Source organism: Phenylobacterium sp. (genome assembly GCF_025934275.1).
GTDB lineage: Bacteria > Pseudomonadota > Alphaproteobacteria > Caulobacterales > Caulobacteraceae > Phenylobacterium.
In genome coordinates this window covers 19,199-43,357 of sequence record NZ_JAICYI010000027.1, presented here as the reverse complement: position 1 = coordinate 43,357, position 24,159 = coordinate 19,199, and the positions used below count along the sequence as shown (strand labels likewise).

The following is a 24,159-nucleotide window of genomic DNA, read 5'->3' as shown; positions in this document are numbered from 1 at the left end:
CGGCGCCTCCCCCCGCACAGCCCCAAGCCGCGCCGCGCGCCGCTGCGCCCGAACCCGCGCCGCGAGCCGCCGCGAAGCGGCCGCTGCGGCGGGCCGTGGCGGCGAAGCCCGCGCCGGCCTCGCCCGCCCCGGCTCCGACCGCTTCAGCAGTTCCCGCCGCCGGCACGCCGCCGCCGCTGATCATCGTCCCGCCGGCCGCGGCGCCTGCCCCCGCGCCCGTCCAGACCGCTCCCGCAGCGCCGCCGCCCGCCGCGCGGCCGCCGCCGTCCGACCCGAACGCGCCGATCGCCCACCACACGCCCGAGTAGGCCAGGCCGGCGGACCTTGACCGGGCGCTTCCGCGCGCATATTGTATGAATGTATGAATACACAACAGCAACTTATCCTCGACGCCCTGCACATCGAACCCAACGGGGTTCCGATCTACGTGCAGCTGCGCGAGCAGGTGCTGGGAGCGATCGGCGCGGGCTTCCTGAAGCCCGGCGACCAGATGCCCACGATGCGGCAGGTGGCGATCGCGCTCAGGGTCGACCTGAACACCGTCCGCCATGCCTACGACGAGCTCGAGCGGCTGGGGACGCTTCGGCTGGAACGCGGACGCGGCAGCTTCGTGGCCGAACCCGCCGCCCCTTCGAAGCACGCCGAGGCCGCCGAAAGGCTCGCCCGCCAGACGCTCGCAAAGGCGGCGCAGGCGGGCGTGCGGACCGAACATCTGTTGGAACAGATCGCGGCGCTGGCCGCGAAGAAGGAGAATCTTCGATGAACGGCTTCCCCGGGACGGACTACCGGCCCAGAGGCGTCAGCGGCCCCGCCGCCCTGCTCTCCGCGCTCGCCTTTCTGCTCGGCGGGCTGATGATCTACGAGGCGGCGCGGACCGAGTCCTACGTGCTGCCGTGGGTCGGGGTGGCCCTGTTCGTCGTGGGCGTGCTGATCCCGATGTCGCTGAAGATGGCCAACCAGTGGGAGCGCGCCGTCGTGCTTAGGCTGGGGCGGCTGCAGAAGGTCGCCGGGCCCGGGCTGTTCGTGATCGTGCCCGTCATCGACCAGATCGCGACCTGGCTCGACCAGCGCATCCAGACGACGGAGTTCAACGCCGAGCAGGCGCTCTCGAAGGACACCGTGCCGGTGGACGTCGACGCAGTCGTGTTCTGGCAGATCCACGATCCGGAGCGGGCGGCGCTGGAGATCACCGACTATCGGTCGGCCATCGAACGGGTCGCGCAGACTTCGCTTCGGGAGATGGTGGGCTCCTCGCTGCTCTCGACCCTGCTCTCCGACCGGCAGAAGGGCGATGAGGTGCTGCGCGACCAGATCGGCCGCAAGACCGCCGAATGGGGCGTCACGGCCCACTCGGTGGAGATCCGCGACATCTCGGTCCCGGCTGCGCTGCAGGACGCCATGAGCCGCGAGGCCCAGGCGCAGCGCGAGGCCGCCGCGCGGGTGCACCTGGGCCAGGCCGAGCAGCAGGTGGCGCAGAAGTTCGTCGAGGCCGCCGAAATCTACGCCCGCTCGCCCGCCGCCCTGCAGCTGCGGGCCATGAACATCATCTACGAGACCACCAAGGAGCGCGGCGCGACCATCCTCCTGCCGAGCGCGATGGTGGATTCGCTGAATCCCGGCGGGATCATGGCGCTGGCCGGACTGGGCGGCGGCCCGGCCGCGCCCGCCGCGCCTGCGGGGCAGCCGGCCACCGCCGTGCCATCGACCCGCGGCCGGTCCCACCGGCGGGCGGGGTGAGATCTCCATGATCGCGGCGGGGTGGCGCGAGGCGCCGCGATGAGGTCCGGAGATTCCTCGCCGCCCGAGGGATGAAATCAGCTCGGCGGTTCGTTGGACGCGGCGGGACACCTCGGAGACATCCCCATGCGTGACACGACCCTTGGGTTCGCGAGCTTGGCGAGTTGCCTCGCCCTGGCGACGGCGGCCCACGCCGGCCCGGGCGGACACGGGGGATCGGGGGGATTTGGCGGCGGCCTGGGAGGCGGGATCGGCGCAATGCACAGCGGCTTCGGCGCCAGCGGCGGCCTCGGCGGGAGCATCGGCTCCGGCATCAGCGGCGCGGCCCAGGGACGTATCGGCGGCGGCGCCTCGGTGAACTCGGGCGCGGACCTCGGGCCGGGCGTCTCGGCCTCGGGTCGCGTCAACAGCCAGGGCGCGGCGCACGCCTCTGATGAAGGCCTCGAGCACGCCAGCCCGAATTCAGTGCTGAACTCCGCCGGCTCCGCCGCGAAGCCCGCCGACGACGAGGCGGCTGAGGCGGCCGGCGACGCCGACAATGACACCGCCAACAACCACCGCCGGGCGCATCGCATGGGTCCGACCCGCGCCTCGGCGCAGGGCGTCGCGCACTCGAACATCCGCGCGGGCCTCCGCACCGGCGGCTCGGCCCTCGCGTCGAACAGCCATCGGCGGTCGCATCGCATGGGTCCGTCGCACGCCTCCATCCACGGCACGGGCCACGCGAACACCCACGCGGGGCTCAGCGGCTCCGGCGGCTGATCCAAGAGACAAGGCCCCGCCGCCCGTCCCGGCTGGGCTTTCGTGGAGCGCCGGCGCACTTTCCCGTCCCTCAGCCGTCGGCGCGTCACCGGCCCTCTTCCTGGAGAATCCGGGGGGAGGGCCAATTTCTTGGGCGAGGTGCAGGTTGTGTTTCGCGCCCCACGGTAGCTATCGGACGCTGACGCTTTGCGGCGGCGGCGTTCAGGCTGTAGTCAGCCGGTCAGCGGATATTGGGCGTGAACAAGACGGTAGATGGTGATGCGTAACCTGCTGGCGGCCTGGACCGCGCTCGCCCTGATCGCCTGGGCGCCGACGGCCAGGGCGGCGCCCGCCGATCCCGCCGCCCAGCGGGTGGAGAGCCTGTGCGTGGGCGTGCTGGACGCGGTGAAGCAGGCCAAGGGCGCGGGCGTGCAGGCGCGGGCGCGCAAGATCCAACCGGTCATCGAGGAGAGCTTCGATATCGGCGTCATGGCGCAGTTCGCCATCGGGCCCACGGCCTGGGCCAAGGTGAGCCCGGCCGAGCGGGCCGCGCTGGTGGCCGCACTGACGAGGCACACCGCCGCGCGCTACGCGCAGGAGTTCGACAGCTACACCGGGCAGAAGTGCGTGGTGGATCCCGCGGTCCAGACCCGCGGGCCGGACAAGCTGGTGAAGTCGCAGATCGTCGAGCCGCACGACTCCTCGTCGGTGAATTACCGGCTTCGGCAATACAGCGGCGCCTGGAAGGTGATCGACGTCTACTACCAGGGGGTCAGCCAACTGGCCACCGAACGGGCCGACTTCGCGGGCGTGCTGGCCGCGGGCGGGCCGCCGGCGCTGGTCGCCAAGCTCAACGAGCTCACGGCGAAGATGCGCTGAGCGGCGGCGGGCCGGCGGCGGCCGCGACGCCCAGGATCGCGGGCTGAACGACGAGCGTCACAACCAGGATCCAGAACAGCGAGATCAGCAGCAGGACGCCCATGTTGGCCGTCCCCGGGTGCTGCGAGAGGCTGAGCGCGCCGAACGCGGCGCCGGTGGTGAGCGCGCTGTAGAGGATGGCGCGCGTGAGGCTGGAGGCCAGCAGCCGTCGCTCCCCCTTCAGCCAGGCGACCACGAAGTAGATGTTGAAGGAGACGCCGATCCCCAGCAGCAGCGGCAGGGCGATCAGGTTCTCCAGGTTGATGTCCTGGCCGGCGAGCACGCATGAGCCGACGGTCAGGACGGCGGCCAGCAGCACCGGCGCGAGGGTTAGCGCGACGGCCCTGGCGCTGCGCAACGCCACAGCGAGCAGGGCGGTGATCGCCGCGACCGACAGAATCGCCGCCTGGCCGAACGCGCCCAGGATCAGATGGCGGGTCTCCGCGACGTCGAGCGGCGTGCCGCTGGCCTGCGGGGCGGCCGCCTGCACCCGCTGGACGAAGCGGGCGAGCAGCCTGGGGTCCTGAGGATCGGATGGCAGGATCTCGATCCGCGCGCGGCCGTCCGGCGCGAGCCAGTCGCGCTTCAGCTCGGCCGGCAGGCTGTCGGGCGTCACCGGGGCGGCGGTCAGCATGGCGCGGACCTGGTCCAGCGCGGTCGGCAGCCCGCCCAGCAGCACCGTCTGCAGGCGCGCGCGCCCAGCCGCAGGACCGTCGGCCGCCGCGCGCAGCGCCGTGGCCAGGCGGGCGGCGTCGGCCGCGAGCGGACGGCCGTTCGGGCTGGCCGCGGCGGCGGCGAGCGCGTCGGCGGCGCGTCGCAGGCTCTGCGCCAGATCGGCGTCGCTGGGCGGCGACGAGACGTCGAACGGATTGATCGTGGGATCGAGCAGCAGGGCGGCGTCCTGGATGACCGCGAGCTTCGCAGGCTGGTCGGGCGGCACCAGGCTGTCGAGGGTGACGACCTGGCCCGCCCCCGGCAGCCTGGCGAGGCGGGCGGCCTGGGCGCGGGCGGCGGCGAGGTCGGGCGCCAGCACGTCGAGGCTGTTGGGATTGGTGTCCGGGTCGGCCGAGAGCTCGAGGAAGGTCGCCACCGACTCGGTCTTCGGGTCGCGGAGCCGCAGGGGATCGAAGTTGAACACGAGGCTGGGGGTCAGCGCGAGCGCCAGGATTCCGAGCACGGCGGCGGCGGCCAGGATCTCGCGGCGGCGGGCCTGCAGCGGCGCGTCGGCGCCGCGCAGGGCGGGCAGCCCCACCTCCTCGGCCGGGCTGCGGGCGGAAAGCCAGGCGAGCAGCGCCGGCAGGAAGGTGAGCGCCAGGAGGAAGGCGATCCCCATGCCGACGCCGGCGATCACGCCCAGCTCGGAAACACCCTTGTAGCGGGTCGGCAGGAAGGCGAGGAAGCCCAGGCCGGTGGCGGCGGCCGCCAGGGTGATGCCCCGGCCGGCCCCCGCGCCCGCCCTGGCGAGCGCGGCCGCGACGTCCGCCTCGGCCAGCGCTTCGGCCCGGTAGCGCACGCAGTACTGGATCGCGAAATCGACGCCCAGGCCCACGAACAGCGGCATGAAGGCCACCGAGATCAGGTTGAAGCGTCCGAACACCGCCAGACCGAAGGCCGCGGTGATCGCCAGCCCCGCCAGCACGGTCGCCACGATCGCGCCCACGATCTTCGGCGAGCGGACCGCGAAATAGAGGATGACGAGCACCACGCCCAGGGTCGCCAGGGCGATCGGGCCGGTGGCTTCCGACAGGGTCGCCAACTCGTCCTCGGCCATCGGGATCTCGCCGGTCAGGCGCAGGCTGATCCCGTGCGCCGGATCGAGCCGGAGCGTCCGGGCCTGGTCGCGGACCAGGGCGATCGCGGCCTCGCCCGGATCGGCGCGGCCGTAGTCGACCTTCGGGATCAGCTCGATGAACTGGCGGCTCTCGTCGAGATCGGACGGATGGCCGGTGATCAGCGGCCGCCAGGCGAAGAAGACCGGCTTGCCCGCCCGCGTCTTCGCAACGGCGTCGGCGATGGCCGCCAGCGGCGCCTTCATCGCGGCGGGATCGGCCTCCCCCGAGGCGACGGCTTCGGCCCCGGTGGTCAGGCTGGTCATCACGCCGCGCAGGCTGGGATCGGAGGCGACGGGGGCGAGCAGCGGCTGGGCGTTGATCAGCGCCGCGGTGGTCGCCCGCACCTGCGGTTCGGGAAGGAACAGAAGGCCTTCGCGGTCGAAGAACGGGCCTGCGCCCAGGCGCTCGACGACCTCGAACAGGTCGCGCCGGGGCCGCAGGGCGGCGGCCAGGCGCGCGGCGGCGGACTGGGCGAGCTCCGGCGTCTTGCCGTCGATCACCACGGTGATGTCGTCCCCCTCGATCGGGAAGGCCTGCTCAAGCGCCGCCTCGTGCGCCCGCCAGGGGGTGTCGGCCGGGATCAGCGCGGCGAGCTCGGTATGGATCGAGAACCGGGCGACGGCGTAGGCGCCCGCCAGGATGGCGACAAGCAGCGTCGCCAGCACCACCAGCCGCCGGCGGCGGCAGGCCGTGGCCACCAGGCTGGCGATGTGCGACCCGGCCACGCGCCCGCCTAGGGGTTGGACTGGGCCGGCGCGGGCGCGTCAGGCGGCTCGGGCGGGGGCGGCGCGGGCGGCTCGGGCGGGGGCGGCGCGGCCGACTCCGGCGGCGGCGGCGGCGGCGCAGCCGGGGTCGTGGGCGCGGCCGGCTCGGCGGCGGGCGGCGGCTCAGGCAGTTCGGGAAGGGTCTCCAGCGTCGCGTCGGGACCCTTGATCTCCGCCTCGCGCGACTGGAGGTAGACCGAGCGCAGCGTGGCGTAGGGATCGGCGGCGGTGCTCTTCAGCGCGCGAAGCTGCGCGTCGGCCTGCTCGCGGTCATCGAGCAGGTTGAGGCCCGTGCGGGCGATCCCGAACGCCTGCGCGCCCCCGAACTTCGTCCAGGACAGCGGATCGAGCACGAAGTCGACGCCGTCGCCGATGGCGTCGCGCACGGTGGTGGGGCCGAACACGGGCGCGAAGACATAGGGCCCGGGGGCGACGCCCCACCGCCCCAGCGTCGAGCCGAAGCCGTTGTCGTGGTGCGCCCAGCCGACGGTTCGCGCCGGATCGAACACCCCGGCGACGCCGACCGTGGAGTTGGCGACGAAGCGCGCGGCGGTCTTCGCGGCGGCCTTGGGCCGCGCCTGCAGCACGTCGTTCACGAACACCACCGGCTCGTCGAGGTTCTGCACGAAGTTGTGCACGCCCTGCCGAACCGGCCTGGGCGCAATGCGGCGATAGCCGGCGAGGATCGGATGGATGAGGCCATGGTCGATGGCGTCGCCGACACGGAAGAGGCCGCGGTTCACGCTTTCGAACGGATCGTGCCGGGCGGGGAGCGCGGCGGCTCCGCCGGGCGCGGGAAGGGGCGCGGTCGCGCACCCGGCGAGCAGCAGGGCGGCGGCAGCGGCGGCCAGAGCCGAGCGGACCGCAACCTCTTTGACCTGACGCACCGCGCCTCCGTTCGCCAAGCGGCGCCGCAACGAGACCGGCGGGCGCCCGGACCTTCTGACATATCTTGAGCTGCGCACGAAAGGCGGCGCGACGATCCTGCTCAAATCCGCACGGCTATCCGGCGGCCGGATTTTGGGCTCTGCTGCGGGCTCGATCGCATGACGCCGCCCAGCCCTCATCCCGCGCCCCGCATTCCGGCCGCCGAACACGCCATCGACGCGGAGCTGGTGCGCGCGCTGCTGGCCGAACAGAGGCCGGAGCTCGCGCGGCTTCCGATCGCGCTCGCCTCGGAAGGCTGGGACAACGCCATCTTCCGGCTGGGCGCGGAGCTTGCGGTCCGACTTCCGCGCCGGCAGCTCGGGGCCGCCCTGCTGCTGGTCGAGCAGCGGTGGCTGCCGCAGATCGCGCCCCGGCTGCCGCTCGCCACGCCCGCGCCGGTGTTCGCCGGCGCGCCGGGCTGCGGCTATCCATGGCCCTGGAGCGTGATCCGCTGGCTGCCGGGCGCCTCGGCCGAGCGCGCGCCGCTGAAGGCCGACCAGGGGGAGCGCTGGGGCGCGTTCCTGAAGGCGCTGCACCGCCCCGCCCCGCCCGAGGCGCCGTTCAACCCGTACCGCAGCATTCCGCTGACCGAGCGGGCCAAGGTCTCCGGCCCGACGCTGGAGCGGCTGGCGGCGGCGCGGCCCGACCTGGTCGACGCCAGAATCCTGGGCATGTGGGCCGAGGCGCTGGCGGCGGAGGCCGACCTTGCGCCCGCCTGGATCCATGCCGACCTGCATGCGCGCAACGTGATCACCGAGCAGGGCGTGCTGGCCGGCGTGATCGATTGGGGCGACATGTGCCGCGGTGATCCCGCCATGGATCTCTACAGTCTCTGGATGGTGCTGCCGGGCGCCGCCGCGCGGGCCGCGGCGCTGGCGGCCTACGGTCCGGTTTCAGGGGCGACCTTGCGGCGAGCCCGCGGCTGGGCGATCGCCATGGGCGCCGTGATCCTGGAGAGCGCCGCCGAGCAGGACCCGGCGTTCGCCGCCGCGGGCGAGCGGGCGCTCAGGAGCCTGCAGGCCGAGGCCGGCTAAGCGGCCCTTCTCCGCCTGCGGGAGAAGGATGACGGTCCCTAGGCCGGCTCGGCGACCTTGCGGGGGGCGGGGGCGTCGGCGGCGACGCCCAGGTGGCGGGCGAAGAAGCGCTCCCAGCTCGCGCCCTCGAAGGCGGGGATCTCCATGTGGCCGCCGGGATTGACGTGCATGGTCTTCTCCTTGGCGGCGAAGGCGTCGAACAGGGCGACGCCGTTCTCGCGCGGGGCCACGGCGTCGTCCCACTGGAAGACGAACTCGACGGGAATGGTGATCTTCGCCGCCGCCTCGGCCATGTCGGTCGCGCCCGGGCGCAGGCCCGCGAGGCCGAAGACGGCGCAGGTGATCCTGGGCTGCTGGGAGACGAACGGCACGCCTATCGCCGTGCCCATGGAGACGCCCCAGTAGCCCACCGGCCCCCCCGCGCCGACGAATTCGAGGCTCTGCGCCGCATCGAGGGCCGCATTCCACTCCGGCGCCGCCTGGCGCGTGCGCTCGGCCATCCGCGCGAGGCGCTCAGGCGTCCACGCGGAGGTGACCTGGCCGGTCACCCGCGCGGCGGTCTCGGCCATGTTGCGGGCCGACTCCTCGCGCGAGATGCGGTCGCCGTGGCCGGGCGCGTCGATGGCGAGCGTCGCGTAGCCGAGGTGGCGCGCATACTGCTCGGCGCGGATCCGCAGCGAATCGATCTTCTTGTGCTGCGAGCCGCCGTGGCCCATCAGCACCAGCGGCCTGGGCCCCTTCGCGCCCTCCGGCGACCAGATGACGGCCGGCACGCGTTCGCCGGCGACGGTCACCTCGAACGAATGCCGCGCGACGCCGCGCTCGGCGCGATCGAACTTCAGGTCAGTCATCGTAGCCTCCGAACCAATTGTGCTTCCAGGCCCAGGCCGCCAGCGCGACCATCAGGAGGCCGCCGAACAAGAGGGTCAGCTCGAGGGGCAGGACGTCGGGGCCCGACCCCCTGCGGCTGGCCATGCGCCCGACGCCCGTGGCGACGGCGAACGCCACGACGAGCAGGATGAACCGCTCCCGGTCGGTGAGCTTGCGCATGCCGCGCTCAGCCCGCCGGCACCGGCGCCTTGGACAGGTCCACCGAGCGTGCGCCATAGCGGGCGGTGAAGGCGGCGGTGTCGATCTCCTCCAGCTCGATCTCGCGGGCCATCACCTTGGCCTTCCATTCCTCGTGCGCCGGGATGTTGGCGTGGAACTCCGGCATGACCTCGCGGGCGAACAGCTCGAGCGAGGCGCAGATGTCGGCATGGCTGTTGCGGCCGGCCTGGTTGAGCAGGATCACCTGGTCGATGTGGCTCTGCTCGAACTTGCGCAGCTTGCGCCGGATCGTCTCCGGACTGCCGATCAGCCCGCCCGCGAGCGCCGCGGCGGCGGCCTCGGGATTGGCCCGCTTCCACTTGCCGTACTCCTCCCACATGTCGACCGTGCCGGGCGGCGGGCGCTTGCGGTCGGGGGTGTTGTAGTAGCGCAGGCAGAACTGGAAGAAGGTCGCGCCGTCGGCCTTCTCGCGCGCCTCCTCATCGGTCCTGGCGCACATGAACATCGAGACAAGCGCGATGTTCGGGTTGATCGGGTAGTCGGCGAGCTTGGAAAGCCGCTTGGTGATGCCGTTGTAGTAGGCGTGCACCCAGGCGTGGGCCGCGTCCGCCGAGACGAACTGGAAGCCGAGCGCGCCGAGCCCCTTCTCGCCGGCGTAGGCGATGGTCGGCAGCTGCGAGCAGGCCGTCCAGAGCGGCGGGTGCGGCTTCTGGCGGGGCTTCGGCAGGACGTTGCGCGGCGGGAAGTCGAAATAGGGCCCTTTGTACGAATGGTTCTGCTTGGTGAACATCGGGACCAGGCAGCGGACCGCGTCCTCGAAGATCGCCCGCTTCTCCGAGAACTCGACGCCGAACGGCTCCAGCTCGGTGAGCGAGGCGCTTTCGCCCATGCCGAACTCCACCCGGCCGTTGGAGACCAGGTCCAGCGCGGCGACCTGGGCCGCCAGCTTGGCCGGATGGTTGGTGGTCAGATGCAGGATGCCGTGGGCGAGGCGGATCTGCTTGGTCCGCTGGCTGGCCGCGCCCAGGAACACGCCCGGCGAGGAGGAGTGCGAGTACTCCTCGAGGAAGTGGTGCTCCACCTCCCAGGCGTAGTCGTAGCCCAGCCGGTCGGCGAGCTCGAGCTCGTCGAGGGCGTTCTGGTAGAGGCGGTACTCGTCGTCCGGCCCCCAGGGCCTCGGCAGCTGCAGCTCGTAGAAGATGCCGAACTTCATGGGCCGATCCTCCGGGCGGGCTTCCGGGGAAGTCCACACCCGCGGCGTGCCGATGTCCACCTTGCCGGCCCGCAGCAGGCCCAGCTTTTTGCCGTCGTTGAAGACGCGCGTGGAGATCGTCGCGTCGGTGATGCCCTCGGCTTGGCCGTAGCGGTCGGCCACGAGGAGGAATTGCGAAATCAGGCTCATGTCCCCATATCGGATATATTACCGCCGCTGTCAACCGCGACGAAAAACCGATGGAACCTTACCTCAGGGTCGGTAATTTACCCTGAGGGACGTGGGAGAGCCTGGTTGTGCTTAAAGACATTCTCGACCGTATCGAGCAGCGTATTGCTGCACTCAACACCACGCCGACCGCCGTTTCCAGGGCGGCCGGCCTCAGCGCGGACACGATCCGCAACTTTAGGCGCCGCGCGGATGAAGATAACGCGCTAGGGCTGTCGACCTATACGCTCCTGCAGCTCGCGCCGGCTCTCCAAACGACGGCGGCCTGGCTGCTGGACGGCACCGGGCCGCAGGGGGAGCCGACGGTTCCGTTGGTTGGCATAGTGGGCGAGACGCCGGGCGGAGCCGTTCGCCAGCTCCTTGATGGTCAGGCCGGCGAGCTGATCGCGCGCCCGCCTGGCGTCGGCAGCGGCGGCATGGCGCTCGACGTCGGCGGACCTGGTCTCGGCAGCTTCGCCGAGCAAGGCGCGATCCTCTACTTCGGCGAGCCCAGAGCTGCCGAGGAGTTGATCGGCCGCGTCGCGCTCGTGAAGCTCGAAGACGAGAGCCTGGTCATGGCGCGGATCACCCGAGGCCCTGAGCCTGGCCTGATCGACCTCGATGTGCTCTCTGGGCCGATCAGGACGGTGCGGCCCGTGTGGGCCGCTCAGCTCGTCGCGCGTCTGGAGCCGTCAATCGCCGAGCACGCCCTGCGAGCACCGGACCCTAGTCGTCCGGGTCATCCTCGTACTCATCATTCGGCGTGATGATCTCGTCGAGCGGGTCAGACGGCAGAACACCCCGAAGGTAGCAGTCGATCAGCGCGCTCAACGGGCCGCTGATCTTGGTCTTGCCACGCTCGTAGTCGCGAACGACGGTCGACGGCCGCTCGCCGGACAGCCGGCAAGCTCGGGCCAGCTCGGCGAGGCTGAGACCTCGACCCAGTCCCCACATCAGGCCCAACTGGCGCCGGGCGCGCTTCATCTCAATGCCGTTCATGGTCGTGCTCATACCTAAGATCGGCGGAGGGGCAAGCCCAGCCCCTCCACCACCCCCGCCGCTCACGCCTCGGCCATATCGACAAGCTGGCGGAAGACCTTGTTGGCCTTCGCGTTGCTGTCGCCCACCAGGGCCGAAGCGAAGCGGCTATCCTTCGTGCCGCGCGCCTTGTGGTTGGCGTAGTAGGTCACGCCGGAGAGCAGGCCGTAGCCGGTGTCGGCGATCCCCTTGTGGGGGCCGGCGAGCGCGGCCTCCATGATGCCCCTCACCGTGCGGTTGGCCTTCTCGAAGTCGGAGATCAGCTCCTTGGGCTCGATGTCGGGCTGGTAGATCGGCGCCAGGATGTTGATCGCGTCGTCGCGGCTGATGTTCAGGCTGGTCAGCAGCTTGGCGTTGCGCTCGAACTCGGAGAGCCTTTGGTGCGCCAGGCCGATCTGCTCGGCAGCCTCCTCGGCCTTGAACTCGCGGGTGTGCGGGACCCGGAGCTGGGCCTTGCCGTCGAACCCGCCAGCCTGGGCGAAGGTGTTGGCGCAGACCACCTGGACCGGCGTCACCCGGCCGATGGTGGCGTAGCCAGGCTCGTGCATGGTCGCGAGCAGCAGATAGCCCTTCACCGGATCGCCGTTGATCGTGAAGCCATGGTTCAGGTTGGCGAGCGCCCAGACCAGCTTGCCGCCCTTCAGCGCGCCGGCCGTCTCCATGGTGGCGCCGCCCTCGTCCACGAACTTTTTGAAGGTGGCGAGGATTTCGGAGTTCTGCACCGGGTTCCAGCGGCCGGTGACGATGCTCATCACCTTGCCGTCGGTGTCGCGGGTCAGCGCGTAGCGGTCGGGGATCGGCTGCATGGGCGGCAGGATGGCGCCGCTCTCAAGCTGCTCCTTGGTCGGGTTGGACCAGGTGTAGAGCTGGCGCTTCTCAACGCCCCAGTCGATCTGGGCGGCCTTGCCCATATCTTCGGGCGGGGTGTTGGGGTCGACCTTCACGCCCAGGCCGTGCCAGGGAACGTCGTGGGCGAACGCCATGCTGGCGATGCCGTCGCGGATTTCAACTTCGTGGGACATATCGGGTGGTCTCCTTCGTGAGGTGGGGCGAGGCCCCGTGATGGATGAAGATATAGGTACTTTTACCGCCGTTTCAAGCGGCCTCGGACAATTCGGCTCGTGCGGACGCGGTCCTTCAACGCCTTGTCCAGGTCGCTGGAGTGCTTCACCAGGTAGGGCATATCGCGCTCGGCGACCTTGCGCAGCATGTCGGCCGCCATGGGGTCGAAGGCCGCGTTCATCGTGAGCAGGCGCCGGGCGATGCCCAGCATCTCGTCGACCTCGCCCATGGCCACCAGCTTCTCGCAGAGCACGCCCAGCGCCACCAAGAGCGTCGTGGCGGCGCACTCGTTGCAGGCCGGCGTGCCCTCGGGCTGGTCGGCGACCATCAGCGTGGTCAGGCGGTCGAGTAGATCGCGGGCGATCTCTTCCTTCTCCTCGAAGGTCGTATGGGCGCGAGGATCGCCGTCGTTGTTGCGGTAGCTCATGGTTCTAAGCGCCTTTCCTATCGGGGTTTTCTGCCTTCATCGCGCGGGCTGCTCGGCGCACCTGGGCGATGGTGTTGCGGGTGGCGTGGGGGTCGCGGTCTGTCGTCCCGCCGAGCGGCAGGACGCAGACCAGGCGGCCGGCCAGGCGGAGGTGGTGATGCCGCGAGCCCAGCTCGATGGTCCACGGCAAGCCGGTCTCATCGAGCGCCTTGCGGAGCTTTGGGTGGATGGCGCAGCGGGGCATGGGGTCACGCCCAGTCGTCGCCGAGGGTCTGGGCGGTGCGCTTCAGCTCGCGGGCGTCGCGGTTGCGCTCGGAGATCGAGCGCCACTTGGGGCCGCTGATCTGGACGATGCCGTCGCGGCGCATGTGGCGATACTTCTCGGCCCGCTCTTCGGGCGTCAGGCACGCGCCGAGGCACGGTCAAGTCCGGTCGGAACTGACTACAAAGTCTGTTGCCGAGCCTGCGCCTGCCGCCTGGGCGACCGTGGCCGGTCGTCGCGGCTTACGTAGAAATACGTAGTTCGGCTCAAGCGCGGCTTGCATTAGCGAAGCCTAAAGCCGCGTCTGCTTACCAGGTCCGGCGTTCCTTACCTGTTCGGACCCCTCGAGCATGACCGACGCGGCGCGCGCGGCCTCCGACATCTACCGTCCCAAGCTCGCCACCGCCCTGGCCGAAGGCTATGGGCTCGGCGATCTCAAGCGCGACGCGGTCGCCGGCCTGACCGTCGCCATCGTGGCCCTGCCGCTGTCGATGGCGATCGCGATCGCCTCCGGCGTCTCGCCCGACCGGGGGCTCTACACCGCGATCGTCGGCGGCTTCCTGGTCTCGGCGCTGTCCGGCAGCCGGTTCCAGATCGGCGGGCCCGCCGGGGCCTTCATCGTGCTGGTGGCCGCAACCGTCGCCAAGTTCGGCGTCGGGGGGCTCGCCGTCACCGTCTTCCTCTCGGGCCTGATGCTCACCCTGGTGGGCGCGCTGCGGCTCGGCAGCCTGATCCGCCACATCCCGCACACCGTGACCGTGGGCTTCACGGCGGGCATAGCCGTGACCATCTCGGCGAGCCAGCTCAAGGACCTCTTCGGGCTCAGGCTGCAAGGCGCCGAGCCCGGCCCGTTTATCCCCAAGATCGCCGCCCTGGCGCACGCGGCCCCAAGCGCCAACCTCGCCGCCTTCGCGCTCGGCGCGCTGGTGGTGGCGATCACCGTCGCGATCCGCCGCTGGCGGCCGATGTGGCCCGCGATGCTGATCGCGGTCGCAGCCGCGGCCGCCGCGGCGGCCGCGCTGCACCTGCCGGTCGAGACGATCGGCTCGCGGTTCGGCGGCATCCCGCACGGGCTGCCGGCGCCGAGGCTGCCCGACCTGAGCCGGGGCCGGATCCTCGCGGTGCTGCCGGCGGCGCTCTCCTTCACCCTGCTGGGCGGGATCGAATCCCTGCTCTCGGCGGTGGTCGCCGACGGCATGACCGGGCGCCAGCACCGCTCGAACATGGAGCTGATCGCCCAGGGCGTCGCCAATTGCGTCTCCGCGGTGTTCGGCGGCATCGCGGTGACCGGCACGATCGCGCGGACCGCGACCAACATCCGTGCCGGCGGTCGCAGCCCGGTCTCGGGCATGCTGCATGCGGCCTTCCTCCTCGGCTTCATGGCCATCGCCGCACCCCTGGCGAGCTATGTGCCGGTCGCCGCGCTCGCGGGCGTGCTGGTGCTGGTGGCCTGGAACATGGCCGAGAAGGCCGAGTTCGCCCGGCTGATCGGCGGCTGGCGTTCAGGCGCCGTGCTCGCGGCGACCTTCGGCCTCACGGTGCTGAAGGACCTGACGACGGGCATCCTCGCCGGCTGCCTCCTGGCGGCGGCGTTCTGGGCGCTGCACCGCTGGCGGGTGCATCGGGGCGTCTAAAGCGCGAGCCGCTCCAGCACCGCGCCGGTGATCCGGTCGCAGCGGGCGCCGAGGAACGGGAAGGCGCCGGCCAGCGCGTTGGAGAGCTGATCGTCCAGGCTCTTGCGCAGCAGGCGGCGGGCGCGGTGCAGGCGGGTCTTCACCGTCTCCGGCCGGACGTCGAGATTGCGGGCGGTCTCGTCGATCGAGCATTCCTCGATCTCGCGCATGATGAACACCAGCCGGAAGCTTTCGGGCAGGGCGTCGATCGCCCGCTCCAGGATGCGCCGCGCCTCGGCGCGCGAGGCGTCCCGCTCGGGGTCGCCGGATCCAAAAGCTGTAGGGAACATCAAGATCCGTCCGGTGTCGGCCTGGGCGGCCTCGACCGCCGACAGGTCCACGGTGACGCGCCGCTTGCGCAGGCGGCCGTGGGCTTCGTTGAGAACGATGCGGGTGAGCCAGGTGTAGATCGAAGCCTCGCCGCGGAAGTCCGCGAGCCGCGTGAAGGCCCGAACATAGGCCTCCTGCAGCACGTCCTCGGCCTCGGACTCGTCGCGCACGACGGCGCGGGCGACGCGGAACAGCCGCTGGTTGCCGTGCCGCATGATCGCCGCGAACGCCTCCCGGCGGCCGGCCTTGGCGAGCGCCACGAGCTCGGCCTCCGGCAGAGCGGCATAGTCGACGAGTTCGGCCGTGGCGGTCATGGACGCCCCTTTCGCTCACCTACCCTCCTTCGATGCCCCACGAGGTGCAAGGTTCCCGACCGCCGCGGGAACCTTCGGGGCGCTGCGCAATCCAATGCGGGTCGGGAGTGGGGCCATAGGGACGGCAGACACCCCTCCCGCGAAGGAGACGACGAGATGATCCGAAGGACATTGTTGGCCGCCGCGGCGTTCGCTTTGACGCTGTCGGGCGCCGCCCTGGCGCAGGCGGCCAAGCCGAACGACGCGCAGATCGCCCATATCGCCTATACCGCCGGCGTCATCGACATCGCCGCGGCCAAGCAGGCGCTCAAGAAGTCGCACAACAAGCAGGTGCTGGACTTCGCCAACGAGATGGTCCGCGACCACACGGCGGTCAACGACAAGGCGCTGGCGCTGGTGAAGAAGCTCGGCGTCACTCCGCAGGACAATCCGACCAGCCAATCGCTGAAGGCGGCGGGCGACGCCAAGCTGAAGGACTTCGCCAAGCTCTCCGGCAAGGCGTTCGACAAGGCCTACGCCAACAACGAGGTCGCCTACCACAAGGCGGTGAACGGGGCGCTGCAGACGACGCTGATCCCCGACGCCAAGAACGCCGAGCTGAAGAGCCTGCTGCAGACCGGCCTGAAGCTCTTCACCGAGCACCAGCATCACGCCGAGATGCTCGCGGCGGGCCTGAAGTAGGGCCGTGGGCGCCGTATCGCGCAGGATGGCGGCGGCGGCCGGCCTGGCTCTCCTGAGCCTCGCCGCCTGCAACCGCGCCCCGCCGCCGGCGCCCAAGACCTATCAGGTGACGATCGCCAACATGGCCTACGGACCGACGCCGTCGGGCCTGCGGACCGGCGACGTCATCGAGTGGGTCAACAACGACATCTTCCAGCACACCGCGACCGCCAAGGACGGCAGCTTCGACGTCGACCTGCCGCCCCAGGCGCATGCGCGCACCGTGCTGAAAGCGCCCGGCGTGGTGGCCTTCTACTGCAGGTACCATCCGGGCATGACCGGCAAGCTGGTGGTGGCGGGCTAGAGCACCTATTCCCCCTCGCTCGCGCCGCCCCGGCTGGCGAGCCCCGGACCGGGTGTCGCCAATTCCCGGTCCGGGCGCTTCGCCGCAGGCCTGCCGCAAAATGCGCGCACCCGCCGATCGACCGGTTGAGGCGGCGACGCGGCAGGGATAGCGTGGTTCTCAGTTTCCGTCGGGCCGGTGGCCAGCCCCCCGCCCGCGGGTCAATGGGGGACCTCCATGCACATCCGATCCGTCATCGCGGCCACGGTCAGCCTCGCCGCCCTCGCCCTCGCGCAGCCGGCCGCCGCGCAATACAACATGGACAGGAAGAAGCCGGCCGGCACGCCCGAGATGCCGCAGTGCGCCGCCCCGCTCGGCCGCGCGGCGATCCGGGAGCCGGACCACAACTGGTGGACCCCGCTGGGCCTGTCGCATCCCGAGACCCTCCTGAAGCTGTTCGCGTCCAAGTCCAACTGCCTGCGGATCGTCGACCGCAACATGGGACTGGCGATGCGCCGCGAAGAGGCCGAGCTCGGCGCGTCGGGCGACCTGCGGCGCGGCTCCAACATCGGCAAGGGCCAGGTCGCCGCCGCCGACTTCTTCATCATCCCGGATATCGCCAACTCCAATTCCAACGCCGGCGGCAACAATGTCGGCGCCGCCGTCGGCGGGCTGCTGGGCAGCCGCTTCGGGCCGGTGGGCGCGCTGGCCGGCGGGTTCCGCACCAAGCGTTCGGAGGCGCAGGCGCTGATCACCCTGGTCGATGCGCGCACCACCGAGCAGCTCTACGTGGCCGAAGGCACCGCCCAGAAGACCGACGTCGGTTTCGAGCTCGGCGGCGGCAGCTACGGCTGGGGCGGCTTCGCGGCCGCGGCCGGCGGCGGCTATTCCAACACCGAGATCGGCAAGGTGATCTCGGCGGCCTACTTCAACGCCTTCATCGACCTCGTGCACCACCTGCAGGGCGGCGCGGTTCCCAGCGGCGAGCAGGCCAGCGCGGCCGCGGGATCGCAGGGCTACCACGTGACCCAGGCGACCATCATCCGCATCACGCCCTCGCCGAAGGCCAAGCCGCTGCGCACCGTCAGCGTCGGCGACCTCGTGTTCCCCACCGGCCAGAAGAACGGCGTCTGGTGGGAGGTGGACGACGAGAACGGCAACCGCGGCTGGATGAGCTCGACCACCATCAGCCCGCGCTAGCCTGGACCGCCCGGTCGTCGCCGGATCCCGGCCGGCGGGTCGGGACCCGCGGCGTCCAGGGCGGCGTCCCGCGCCGCCGCCGGCGCGCTGCGAGATCGTGTCTCAAGCCCGCGTCGGCGAATCATCGTGCGCCATCGCGCCCGGCCAATGATTCGGCGCGCCAAAAGGCATGGTGGTCCTGATTCGGCGGGATCAGGGCCAGCGCTATATAGTTGCGTCGACTCTCCGACATTTCGAGCAGAGGTCGAATTTCCACAATTCGGCATTTCCTGACCGATCTCTTCTGGGATTTGGTCGATTGCCGCGCGCGAATGTCGAGTTCTCGACAGTCTTCGCCACCCTGCGTCGATAACTTGGAAACCGAAGCCGGACGGCGACGTTTTCCAGCCCCGATGCAGAGGCCCCATTCCGCGTTGCGAAACCTGCTTCTCGCCGCCCTTTCCGCCGAGGATCGCGCGCTGCTCACGCCGGGTCTGGCGCAGGTCGACCTCGAGCGCGGGCGGCTGCTCTACGACCCCGGCGACCGGATCGAGCATGTCTACTTCCCGCACGACGGCGTCATTTCGCTGATGACCCTGATGGACAGCGGCGCCGCCATCGAGAGCGCCACGATCGGACGCGAGGGCGCCCTCGGCCTGGCGGCGGCGGCCTCGCCGCGGCAGTCGCTGGTGCGGGCGATCGTGCAGACGCCGACCCGGGCGGCGCGCATCGGCGCGGCGCAGCTGCACGAGGCCTGGGAGAAGAGCCCCCGCATCCGCGAGCTCGTCGATCTGCACAGCGAAGCGCTGTTCGCCCACGCCATCCAGTCGGTGGCCTGCAACGCCCTGCATTCGGTGGAGGCGCGGTTCTGCCGCTGGCTGCTCACCTGCCACGACCGGATCTCCACCGACACCATCGCGCTCACCCAGGAGTTCCTGGCCGACATGCTGGGGGTGCAGCGGAACCACGGTGACGGCGGTCGCGCGCGCGACGCAGGGGAAGGGGGCGATCCGCTATCGCCGCGGCGTCGTCGACATCGTCGACCGCGGCACGCTCGAGACGCTCGCCTGCGAGTGCTACGGCGTCATCCGCCGGACCTACGAACGGCTGCTCCCCGCGGCGCAGTGAGCCTGCGCCGCCGCGATGCGGCGAATGACACCCCGTTCACTTGCATCGGGGGCGATTTTCCACCTTTGATGCGGCCGGCGGGGCGAAAACATCGTGGCCCGCGCCATCACCGAAGCAGCGGGGGCGAAATGCGGCCAGTCTTGAGAAACCTTTTGCTTGGCGCGGCGGGCGTCGCGGCGCTGGCCTTGAGCGCCGACCCGGGTCTGGCCGCGAAGGCGCGCCATGCGCCGGCCAGGCACGCCGCAGCGAAGCCGGCGGCCGCCGCCCGGGCCGAGGTCCACATCGACCAGCCGCCGCCCGCGCCCAAGTACGGGACCTGGGGCTTCGACCTGACCGGCATGGACCCAGCGGTGAAGCCGGGCGATGACTTCTACGAGTACGCCAACGGCAAGTGGGATGCGCGTACGCAGATCCCGCCCGACCGCACCCGCTACGGCAACTTCGACAAGCTCGCGGAGCTGTCGGAGGCCCGCGTGCACGCCATCCTCGAGGAAGCGCAGGCCGGCCTGCTGAAGGACCCGGACGCGGCCAAGATCGGCGCCGCCTACGCCTCGTTCATGGACGAAGCCCTGGCCGACAAGCTGGACGCCAAGCCGCTCGCGCGCGAGCTCGCCCAGGTCAAGGCGGTGAAGACGAAGGCGCAGTTCACGGCGCTGATGGGCAAGGCCAACACCACAGGCTTCGCGAGCATCCTGCCGGTGTTCATCGAAGCCGACGAGAAGAGCCCGAAACGCTACGCGGTCTACACGACCACCGGCGGCCTGGGCCTGCCGGACCGGGACTACTACCTGCAGGCCTCGTTCGCCGACAAGAAGGCCAAGTACCTCGCCTACGTGCAGCAGATGCTGACCATGGCCGGCTGGCCGGACCCGGCCGGCAACGCCAAGGCGATCGTCGGCTTCGAGGACAAGCTCGCCGAGGCGATGTGGAGCCGCGCCGAGCGCCGCGACCTCGACAAGACCTACAATCCCGCGACGCTTGCGCAGCTGCAGGCGATGACGCCTGGCTTCGACTGGAAGCGCTACCTGGCCGGGACGGAGCTGCCGGCCGACCTCGACCGGATCGTGGTGACCACCAACACCGCCTACCCGAAGGTCGCGAAGGTCTACGCGGAGACCCCGCTCAAGACCCTGAAGGCCTGGGAGGCCTTCCACGTGACCGACGGCGCCGCGCCCTATCTCTCCAAGCGCTTCGTGGACGCCCACTTCGAGTTCCACAACAAGACGCTCTCCGGACAGCCGGAGCAGCAGCCGCGCTGGAAGCGCGCCGTGGCCTTCGCCAACAGCGCCATCGGCGAGAGCATCGGGCGGGTCTACGTGGCGCGCTACTTCCCGCCGGCCTCGAAGGCCAAGATGGACTCGCTGGTCGGCGAGATCCAGGGCGCGCTCAGGGCCCGTATCCAGAAGCTCGACTGGATGAGCCCGCAGACCAAGGGGCGCGCACTGGAGAAGCTCTCCAAGTTCACCGTCAAGATCGGCTACCCGGTGAAGTGGCGCGACTACTCCAAGCTGACGCTCAGCCCCACCGACCTCTACGGCAACGTGGAGCGCTCGGGCGCCTTCGAATGGCGGCGCGACGTCGTGCGGCTGAACGGGCCGGTGGACAAGACCGAGTGGGGGATGACGCCGCAGACGGTCAACGCCTACTACAACCCGGTGAACAACGAGATCGTGTTCCCGGCCGCGATCCTGCAGCCGCCGTTCTTCGACCCCGACGCGGATCCGGCGATCAACTACGGCGGCATCGGCGGGGTGATCGGCCACGAGACCAGCCACGGCTTCGACGACCAGGGCCGCAAGTCCGACGGCGACGGCGTGCTGCGCGACTGGTGGACGGCCGAGGACGCCGCGAAGTTCACCGCCCAGGCCGAGAAGCTGGCGGCCCAGTACTCCGCCTTCGAGCCCTATCCGGGCGCGCATGTGAACGGGCATCTGACGCTCGGCGAGAACATCGGCGACATGGGCGGCGTCTCGCTCGCGCTGGACGCCTACCACGCCTCGCTGAAGGGGCGCCCGGCGCCGATCATCGACGGCACCACGGGCGACCAGCGCGTCTTCCTCGGCTGGGCGCAGGTGTGGCGCGAGAAGATCCGCGAGGACCGGGCCAAGCAGTTCCTGGTCATCGATCCGCACTCGCCGGCGCGCTATCGGGTGAACGGCACGATCCGCAACATCGACGGCTGGTACCCGGCTTTCGACGTCAAGCCGGGCGACAAGCTCTACGTCGCCCCGGCCGACCGCGTGCGGATCTGGTGAGCCTGGGACGGGCGGGGCCGCAGGGCCCCGCCGCTTGCTTGCGGCGCTACCAGGGCAGCTCCGCGCCGGCGTAGTCGCGGTAGGCGCCGCTGGTCGCGGGCGAGAGCTCGGCGATGCGCCGGCGAAGGCCGCTGACGCTCGCGTCCGGCGTCAGCGGCGCGCCTTTGCCGCCCATGTCGGTCCGCACCCAGCCGGGATGGAAGATGCCGACGGCGATCCCCTCGCCCGCCCAGTCGCGCGACAGCCCGCGCATGGCGTTGTTCAGCGCGGCCTTGGTGGAGCGATAGACATAGCGGCCGCCGCCGTTGTTCGCCGTCGAGCCGAGCTGGCTGGTGATCGCCACCAGCTTCTTCTCCCGCCCGCGCACGAGGTTGTCGTGCAGCGCCTGGGCGATCAGCACCGGCGCCATGGCGTTGACCAGGAACGCCGCCAGCCAGCCGCCCGCGTCGATCTTGCCGGCCGACTGCTCGCGCGGGCCGCCGACGCCGGCGTTGTTGATCAGGATGTCGATCGGCTCCTCGCCCAGCACCGCCTTCAGGGTGGCGACGGACTCCGCGTCGCCCACGTCCAGCGGCAGGATGCGCACGCGGCCGTCGGAGGCCTTGGCGATGCGGCCGAGGGCATCGGCCGATTGCGGATCGCGGCAGCAGGCGATCACCTGCGCGCCGTCGGCGGCGTACTGGCGCACGAACTCCAGGCCGAGGCCGCGGTTCGCGCCGGTGACGAGGACGGTGGTCATGACGCGGTCTCCCCAGGTCTGCGAATCGCCGCCTGCTGCACCCAGCCCGGCGCCGTCCGCAGGGCCGCCGCACGCCGCGGACGCAGCCCCGCGGCCGCCTGCCAGCCCGCCATCTCGCGCACCGTCCAGGTCCTGACGTCGGGGCGGCTCTGCATGGCGAAGTAGAGGCCGAGCAGCGCCGGCACCTGCCCCGCGCGGCCCGGCGCCTCGGCGCGCGCCGGCTCCTGGATCACGAAGGCGCCGCCGGGCTTCAGCGCGCGCGCCACCCGGCGGGCGAGGTCGAGATTCTGGCCGGCGTCCAGGTGATGGGCGAGGTTCGACATCAGCACCAGATCATAGCGCTCGGTTCCGAGGTCCGCGCTCGTCGCGTCGCCGGCGCGATGGACGACCCGCTGGCCGAGCCCCTCGCGCGCCAGGATCGGCGCCGCAGCCTCCACCGCCTCCGGCAGGTCCATGACCTCGGCGCTCAGGCCGGGATGGCGGCGGCAGATCTCCGCGGCGTAGTGGCCGTGCGAGCCGCCGATGTCGAGCATCAGGGTCGCGCCGGAGCGTAGCGGCGTGCGGACGGCGACCTCGCCGCCGGCCACCTGCGCCAGCGCGCGCATGCCGCGGTGGTAGAGATCGAGCTCCGCCGGCGAGATCGCGTCGTGGAACTCCAGCGGCCGGCCGCTGCGCACGAAGGCTTCCAGCTCGCCCAGCCAGCGCCACTCGATGGTCTGCAGCAGGAGCTTGTCGCGGACCGAGGCCGGGGCGTCGCTGAGCAGCCACTTGCGCGACCGGGCGGTCAGGCCGAAGCGGCCGCCCTCGGCCCGCAGGTAGCCGCAGGCGAGCAGCGCATCCAGCAGGAGCTCGGTGGGCCCGGCCGCCGTGCCGCAGGCCGCGGCGGTCTCGTCGCGGGTCAGGGGCTTCGCGGCGAGGGCGTCGAACACCCCGAGCTCCGCGCCCGCCATGACGGTGCGCGCCAGCAGCATCGCCCCGTGGGTGTCGGCGAGCGGCTCCGGCGCCAGGCCGAGCTTCAGGGCCAGCCACTCGAGCGGGGTCTCGGGGATCGCGCCGATTTTCATCTACGTACCTCAACGGAACGGAACGATGTACGTTTCGGCAGTCAAGGGGAACGATGCTGCGCGAGGGCCGCATGGCGGCGCTGAGGTACTGCACGCCGTTCGGCTTCCTGGCCCTGCTGCCTCTCGGGGGCTGGCTGGGCGGCGCCTGGACCCTCGCCCCGGTGATCGCCACGCCGCTGGTCCTGACCGGCCTCGACGCCGTGTTCGGCGACGAGCGGGCGTCCGCGGGCGCAGGCGCGGGAGCCGGGCATCGGCTGATCCTCTGGCTCTACATCCCGCTGCAGATCGCCGCCTTCGCCTGGGCCGCGGCGCTGGCCGCGCGGCCTGGGACGAGCCTTCCCGAGGCCGCGGGCCTGGCGGTCTCCGCCGGCGTCACCCTCGGCGTGTTCGGCTTCGTCGCCGCCCACGACATGATCCACAGCCGCGCGCCGGCGGAGCGCGCGCTCGGCCTCGCGCTGCTGGGCAGCGTCTTCTACATGCACTTCCGGATCTCCCACGTGCACGGCCATCATCGCCGGGCGGCCACCTGGCAGGATCCCGCCAGCGCGCGGCTGGGCGAGGGACTCTACGCCTTCCTGCCGCGCTCGATCGCAGGCCAGTTCGGTGAGGCCTGGCGCTTCGAGACGGAGCGGCTGCGGCGCGCGGGCCGCCGCCCGATCGGTCCCGGCAACCGTGTGCTCGGCTACCTCGCGCTGGAGGCCCTGCTGGCAATCGGCCTCGGCATGGTCAGCCTGCGGGCGCTGGCCTTCGTCGCCGTGAGCGCCATCGTCGCCATCGGGCTCCTGGAGGCCTTCAACTACGTGGCCCACTACGGCCTGACGCGCCGTGATGCGGCCTCGGGGCGGCCGGAGCCGCTCGGGCCGCAGCATTCCTGGAACTCGGCCCGGCGGATGAACAACGCCGCGCTGTTCAACATGGGCCGCCACAGCGACCATCACCGGCTGACCCAGCGGCCCTACCAGGCGCTGGAGCCGCTGCCCGGCGCGGCGGAGCTGCCCAGCGGCTACGCCGCCGCGTTGCTGATGGCCTTCGTCCCGCCGCTCTGGCGCCGCGTCATGGACCCGCGCGCGCGGGCGATGCTGGAGCGGGCGATGGGAATCGAACCCACGACATTCAGCTTGGGAAGCTGACGTTCTACCTCTGAACTACGCCCGCGTCGCAGGCGCGATGCATAGCGGCTCGGGCCGTGGCCCTCAAGCGCGGCGCCGATCGGTCGCGGACGCGGGGTTTGGCGCCGTTGCGGAAGTGAGGCTATGACCCAT

Annotated in this window: 25 protein-coding genes, 1 tRNA gene and 1 pseudogene; 14 read left to right on the top strand and 13 right to left on the bottom strand. The window is 71.3% G+C overall.

Annotated features, from left to right (window positions below; genetic code table 11):
• The 5 genes from Q0W60_RS08965 to Q0W60_RS08945 form a co-directional block, all read left to right on the top strand.
• On the top strand, window positions 1-308 hold a 308-nt coding region (locus tag Q0W60_RS08965; RefSeq protein WP_297694689.1), incomplete at its 5' end, for a hypothetical protein.
• Between the two features lie 53 nt (window positions 309-361).
• Window positions 362-763 carry a GntR family transcriptional regulator gene (locus tag Q0W60_RS08960; RefSeq protein ID WP_297694687.1) on the top strand — a complete coding sequence of 134 codons (402 nt, stop codon included), beginning with the start codon at window positions 362-364 and terminating at the stop codon, window positions 761-763.
• Window positions 760-1,737: an SPFH domain-containing protein gene (locus tag Q0W60_RS08955; RefSeq protein ID WP_297694685.1), complete on the top strand. Its 978-nt coding sequence runs from the start codon at window positions 760-762 to the stop codon at window positions 1,735-1,737. The genes Q0W60_RS08960 and Q0W60_RS08955 overlap by 4 nt, the downstream gene beginning before the upstream one ends.
• A gap of 126 nt (window positions 1,738-1,863) precedes the next feature.
• Complete coding sequence (locus tag Q0W60_RS08950) at window positions 1,864-2,499, top strand: hypothetical protein (protein WP_297694683.1); 636 nt, start codon at window positions 1,864-1,866, stop codon at window positions 2,497-2,499.
• A gap of 252 nt (window positions 2,500-2,751) precedes the next feature.
• Window positions 2,752-3,357 carry an ABC transporter substrate-binding protein gene (locus Q0W60_RS08945; RefSeq protein ID WP_297694681.1) on the top strand — a complete coding sequence of 202 codons (606 nt, stop codon included), beginning with the start codon at window positions 2,752-2,754 and terminating at the stop codon, window positions 3,355-3,357.
• Here the strand turns inward: Q0W60_RS08945 and Q0W60_RS08940 are convergent.
• Together Q0W60_RS08940 and Q0W60_RS08935 are read right to left on the bottom strand one after the other, a co-directional pair.
• Window positions 3,338-5,953, bottom strand: coding sequence for an MMPL family transporter (locus Q0W60_RS08940; RefSeq protein WP_297694679.1), 2,616 nt, complete (start codon window positions 5,951-5,953; stop codon window positions 3,338-3,340). The two genes, Q0W60_RS08945 and Q0W60_RS08940, sit on opposite strands and share 20 nt — an antisense overlap.
• An 8-nt stretch (window positions 5,954-5,961) precedes the next feature.
• On the bottom strand, window positions 5,962-6,879 hold the full coding sequence (locus Q0W60_RS08935) for a VacJ family lipoprotein (protein WP_297694677.1): 918 nt from the start codon (window positions 6,877-6,879) through the stop codon (window positions 5,962-5,964).
• Between the two features lie 159 nt (window positions 6,880-7,038).
• Here Q0W60_RS08935 and Q0W60_RS08930 point away from each other — a divergent pair, with 159 nt between their 5' ends.
• A complete protein-coding gene (locus Q0W60_RS08930; protein WP_297694675.1) occupies window positions 7,039-7,953 on the top strand; it encodes an aminoglycoside phosphotransferase family protein in 915 nt (304 codons plus the stop codon).
• Between the two features lie 38 nt (window positions 7,954-7,991).
• Here the strand turns inward: Q0W60_RS08930 and Q0W60_RS08925 are convergent, their stop codons facing one another.
• Genes Q0W60_RS08925 through Q0W60_RS08915 form a run of 3 tightly spaced genes read right to left on the bottom strand, consistent with a single transcriptional unit; the run spans window position 7,992 to window position 10,405 of the window.
• Window positions 7,992-8,804, bottom strand: a complete 813-nt coding sequence (locus Q0W60_RS08925; RefSeq protein ID WP_297694673.1) for an alpha/beta fold hydrolase — start codon at window positions 8,802-8,804, stop codon at window positions 7,992-7,994.
• A complete protein-coding gene (locus Q0W60_RS08920) occupies window positions 8,797-9,003 on the bottom strand; it encodes a hypothetical protein (RefSeq protein WP_297694671.1) in 207 nt (68 codons plus the stop codon). The genes Q0W60_RS08925 and Q0W60_RS08920 overlap by 8 nt, the downstream gene beginning before the upstream one ends.
• Before the next feature lie 7 nt (window positions 9,004-9,010).
• Complete coding sequence (locus Q0W60_RS08915; RefSeq protein WP_297694669.1) at window positions 9,011-10,405, bottom strand: LLM class flavin-dependent oxidoreductase; 1,395 nt, start codon at window positions 10,403-10,405, stop codon at window positions 9,011-9,013.
• 107 nt (window positions 10,406-10,512) lie between these two features.
• Here Q0W60_RS08915 and Q0W60_RS08910 point away from each other — a divergent pair, with 107 nt between their 5' ends.
• A complete protein-coding gene (locus Q0W60_RS08910) occupies window positions 10,513-11,190 on the top strand; it encodes a hypothetical protein (RefSeq protein ID WP_297694667.1) in 678 nt (225 codons plus the stop codon).
• Here Q0W60_RS08910 and Q0W60_RS08905 read toward each other — a convergent pair.
• From Q0W60_RS08905 to Q0W60_RS08890, 4 genes are all read right to left on the bottom strand, one after another.
• Window positions 11,150-11,422, bottom strand: coding sequence for a helix-turn-helix transcriptional regulator (locus Q0W60_RS08905; RefSeq protein WP_297694665.1), 273 nt, complete (start codon window positions 11,420-11,422; stop codon window positions 11,150-11,152). The genes Q0W60_RS08910 and Q0W60_RS08905 overlap by 41 nt on opposite strands.
• A gap of 62 nt (window positions 11,423-11,484) precedes the next feature.
• Window positions 11,485-12,483 (bottom strand): DUF932 domain-containing protein, encoded by a 999-nt coding sequence (locus tag Q0W60_RS08900; protein WP_297694663.1) that lies wholly within the window; start codon window positions 12,481-12,483, stop codon window positions 11,485-11,487.
• A gap of 62 nt (window positions 12,484-12,545) precedes the next feature.
• A complete protein-coding gene (locus Q0W60_RS08895) occupies window positions 12,546-12,950 on the bottom strand; it encodes a hypothetical protein (RefSeq protein WP_297694661.1) in 405 nt (134 codons plus the stop codon).
• Between the two features lie 4 nt (window positions 12,951-12,954).
• Window positions 12,955-13,194, bottom strand: coding sequence for a hypothetical protein (locus Q0W60_RS08890; RefSeq protein ID WP_297694659.1), 240 nt, complete (start codon window positions 13,192-13,194; stop codon window positions 12,955-12,957).
• A gap of 368 nt (window positions 13,195-13,562) precedes the next feature.
• Here Q0W60_RS08890 and Q0W60_RS08885 point away from each other — a divergent pair, with 368 nt between their 5' ends.
• Window positions 13,563-14,846, top strand: coding sequence for a SulP family inorganic anion transporter (locus tag Q0W60_RS08885; protein WP_297694657.1), 1,284 nt, complete (start codon window positions 13,563-13,565; stop codon window positions 14,844-14,846).
• On the opposite strand, the gene Q0W60_RS08880 is transcribed toward Q0W60_RS08885, so the two are convergent.
• Window positions 14,843-15,529 (bottom strand): RNA polymerase sigma factor, encoded by a 687-nt coding sequence (locus Q0W60_RS08880; RefSeq protein WP_297694655.1) that lies wholly within the window; start codon window positions 15,527-15,529, stop codon window positions 14,843-14,845. The two genes, Q0W60_RS08885 and Q0W60_RS08880, sit on opposite strands and share 4 nt — an antisense overlap.
• A 156-nt stretch (window positions 15,530-15,685) precedes the next feature.
• Here Q0W60_RS08880 and Q0W60_RS08875 point away from each other — a divergent pair, with 156 nt between their 5' ends.
• The 5 genes and pseudogenes from Q0W60_RS08875 to Q0W60_RS08860 all read left to right on the top strand — a co-directional run bounded on the left by Q0W60_RS08875 (window position 15,686) and on the right by Q0W60_RS08860 (window position 21,094).
• Window positions 15,686-16,210 carry a DUF4142 domain-containing protein gene (locus tag Q0W60_RS08875; RefSeq protein ID WP_297694653.1) on the top strand — a complete coding sequence of 175 codons (525 nt, stop codon included), beginning with the start codon at window positions 15,686-15,688 and terminating at the stop codon, window positions 16,208-16,210.
• 4 nt (window positions 16,211-16,214) lie between these two features.
• Entirely contained in the window at window positions 16,215-16,553 is a 339-nt protein-coding gene (locus Q0W60_RS08870) for a cupredoxin domain-containing protein (RefSeq protein ID WP_297694651.1), read from the top strand.
• A 216-nt stretch (window positions 16,554-16,769) separates the two neighbouring features.
• A complete protein-coding gene (locus tag Q0W60_RS08865) occupies window positions 16,770-17,732 on the top strand; it encodes a CsgG/HfaB family protein (protein WP_297694649.1) in 963 nt (320 codons plus the stop codon).
• Between the two features lie 311 nt (window positions 17,733-18,043).
• A pseudogene (locus Q0W60_RS17400) lies at window positions 18,044-18,412 on the top strand (hypothetical protein); the annotation flags it as partial.
• A 567-nt stretch (window positions 18,413-18,979) separates the two neighbouring features.
• Complete coding sequence (locus Q0W60_RS08860; protein WP_297694699.1) at window positions 18,980-21,094, top strand: M13-type metalloendopeptidase; 2,115 nt, start codon at window positions 18,980-18,982, stop codon at window positions 21,092-21,094.
• Between the two features lie 46 nt (window positions 21,095-21,140).
• Here Q0W60_RS08860 and Q0W60_RS08855 read toward each other — a convergent pair whose 3' ends face one another.
• Complete coding sequence (locus tag Q0W60_RS08855) at window positions 21,141-21,833, bottom strand: SDR family oxidoreductase (RefSeq protein ID WP_297694647.1); 693 nt, start codon at window positions 21,831-21,833, stop codon at window positions 21,141-21,143.
• Complete coding sequence (locus tag Q0W60_RS08850) at window positions 21,830-22,897, bottom strand: class I SAM-dependent methyltransferase (protein ID WP_297694645.1); 1,068 nt, start codon at window positions 22,895-22,897, stop codon at window positions 21,830-21,832. The genes Q0W60_RS08855 and Q0W60_RS08850 overlap by 4 nt, the downstream gene beginning before the upstream one ends.
• Window positions 22,898-22,950: 53 nt before the next feature.
• Between Q0W60_RS08850 and Q0W60_RS17395 the strand changes: the two genes are divergently transcribed.
• Complete coding sequence (locus tag Q0W60_RS17395) at window positions 22,951-24,027, top strand: alkane 1-monooxygenase (protein WP_366075387.1); 1,077 nt, start codon at window positions 22,951-22,953, stop codon at window positions 24,025-24,027.
• Here Q0W60_RS17395 and Q0W60_RS08840 read toward each other — a convergent pair.
• Window positions 23,978-24,052, bottom strand: a tRNA-Gly gene (locus Q0W60_RS08840). The two genes, Q0W60_RS17395 and Q0W60_RS08840, sit on opposite strands and share 50 nt — an antisense overlap.
• Window positions 24,053-24,159: the final 107 nt, after the last annotated feature.

Bases quoted from the DNA above. Each gene is read 5' to 3' on its own strand.
- Q0W60_RS08900 (WP_297694663.1), bottom strand. From the start codon at position 12,483: ATGTCCCACGAAGTTGAAATCCGCGACGGCATCGCCAGCATGGCGTTC.
- Q0W60_RS08905 (WP_297694665.1), bottom strand. From the start codon at position 11,422: ATGAACGGCATTGAGATGAAGCGCGCCCGGCGCCAGTTGGGCCTGATG.
- Q0W60_RS08875 (WP_297694653.1), top strand. From the start codon at position 15,686: ATGATCCGAAGGACATTGTTGGCCGCCGCGGCGTTCGCTTTGACGCTG.
- Q0W60_RS08955 (WP_297694685.1), top strand. From the start codon at position 760: ATGAACGGCTTCCCCGGGACGGACTACCGGCCCAGAGGCGTCAGCGGC.
- Q0W60_RS08945 (WP_297694681.1), top strand. From the start codon at position 2,752: ATGGTGATGCGTAACCTGCTGGCGGCCTGGACCGCGCTCGCCCTGATC.
- Q0W60_RS08855 (WP_297694647.1), bottom strand. From the start codon at position 21,833: ATGACCACCGTCCTCGTCACCGGCGCGAACCGCGGCCTCGGCCTGGAG.
- Q0W60_RS08920 (WP_297694671.1), bottom strand. From the start codon at position 9,003: ATGCGCAAGCTCACCGACCGGGAGCGGTTCATCCTGCTCGTCGTGGCG.
- Q0W60_RS08930 (WP_297694675.1), top strand. From the start codon at position 7,039: ATGACGCCGCCCAGCCCTCATCCCGCGCCCCGCATTCCGGCCGCCGAA.
- Q0W60_RS08915 (WP_297694669.1), bottom strand. From the start codon at position 10,405: ATGAGCCTGATTTCGCAATTCCTCCTCGTGGCCGACCGCTACGGCCAA.
- Q0W60_RS08950 (WP_297694683.1), top strand. From the start codon at position 1,864: ATGCGTGACACGACCCTTGGGTTCGCGAGCTTGGCGAGTTGCCTCGCC.
- Q0W60_RS08850 (WP_297694645.1), bottom strand. From the start codon at position 22,897: ATGAAAATCGGCGCGATCCCCGAGACCCCGCTCGAGTGGCTGGCCCTG.
- Q0W60_RS08880 (WP_297694655.1), bottom strand. From the start codon at position 15,529: ATGACCGCCACGGCCGAACTCGTCGACTATGCCGCTCTGCCGGAGGCC.
- Q0W60_RS08960 (WP_297694687.1), top strand. From the start codon at position 362: ATGAATACACAACAGCAACTTATCCTCGACGCCCTGCACATCGAACCC.
- Q0W60_RS08865 (WP_297694649.1), top strand. From the start codon at position 16,770: ATGCACATCCGATCCGTCATCGCGGCCACGGTCAGCCTCGCCGCCCTC.
- Q0W60_RS08885 (WP_297694657.1), top strand. From the start codon at position 13,563: ATGACCGACGCGGCGCGCGCGGCCTCCGACATCTACCGTCCCAAGCTC.
- Q0W60_RS08890 (WP_297694659.1), bottom strand. From the start codon at position 13,194: ATGCCCCGCTGCGCCATCCACCCAAAGCTCCGCAAGGCGCTCGATGAG.
- Q0W60_RS08895 (WP_297694661.1), bottom strand. From the start codon at position 12,950: ATGAGCTACCGCAACAACGACGGCGATCCTCGCGCCCATACGACCTTC.
- Q0W60_RS17395 (WP_366075387.1), top strand. From the start codon at position 22,951: ATGCTGCGCGAGGGCCGCATGGCGGCGCTGAGGTACTGCACGCCGTTC.
- Q0W60_RS08925 (WP_297694673.1), bottom strand. From the start codon at position 8,804: ATGACTGACCTGAAGTTCGATCGCGCCGAGCGCGGCGTCGCGCGGCAT.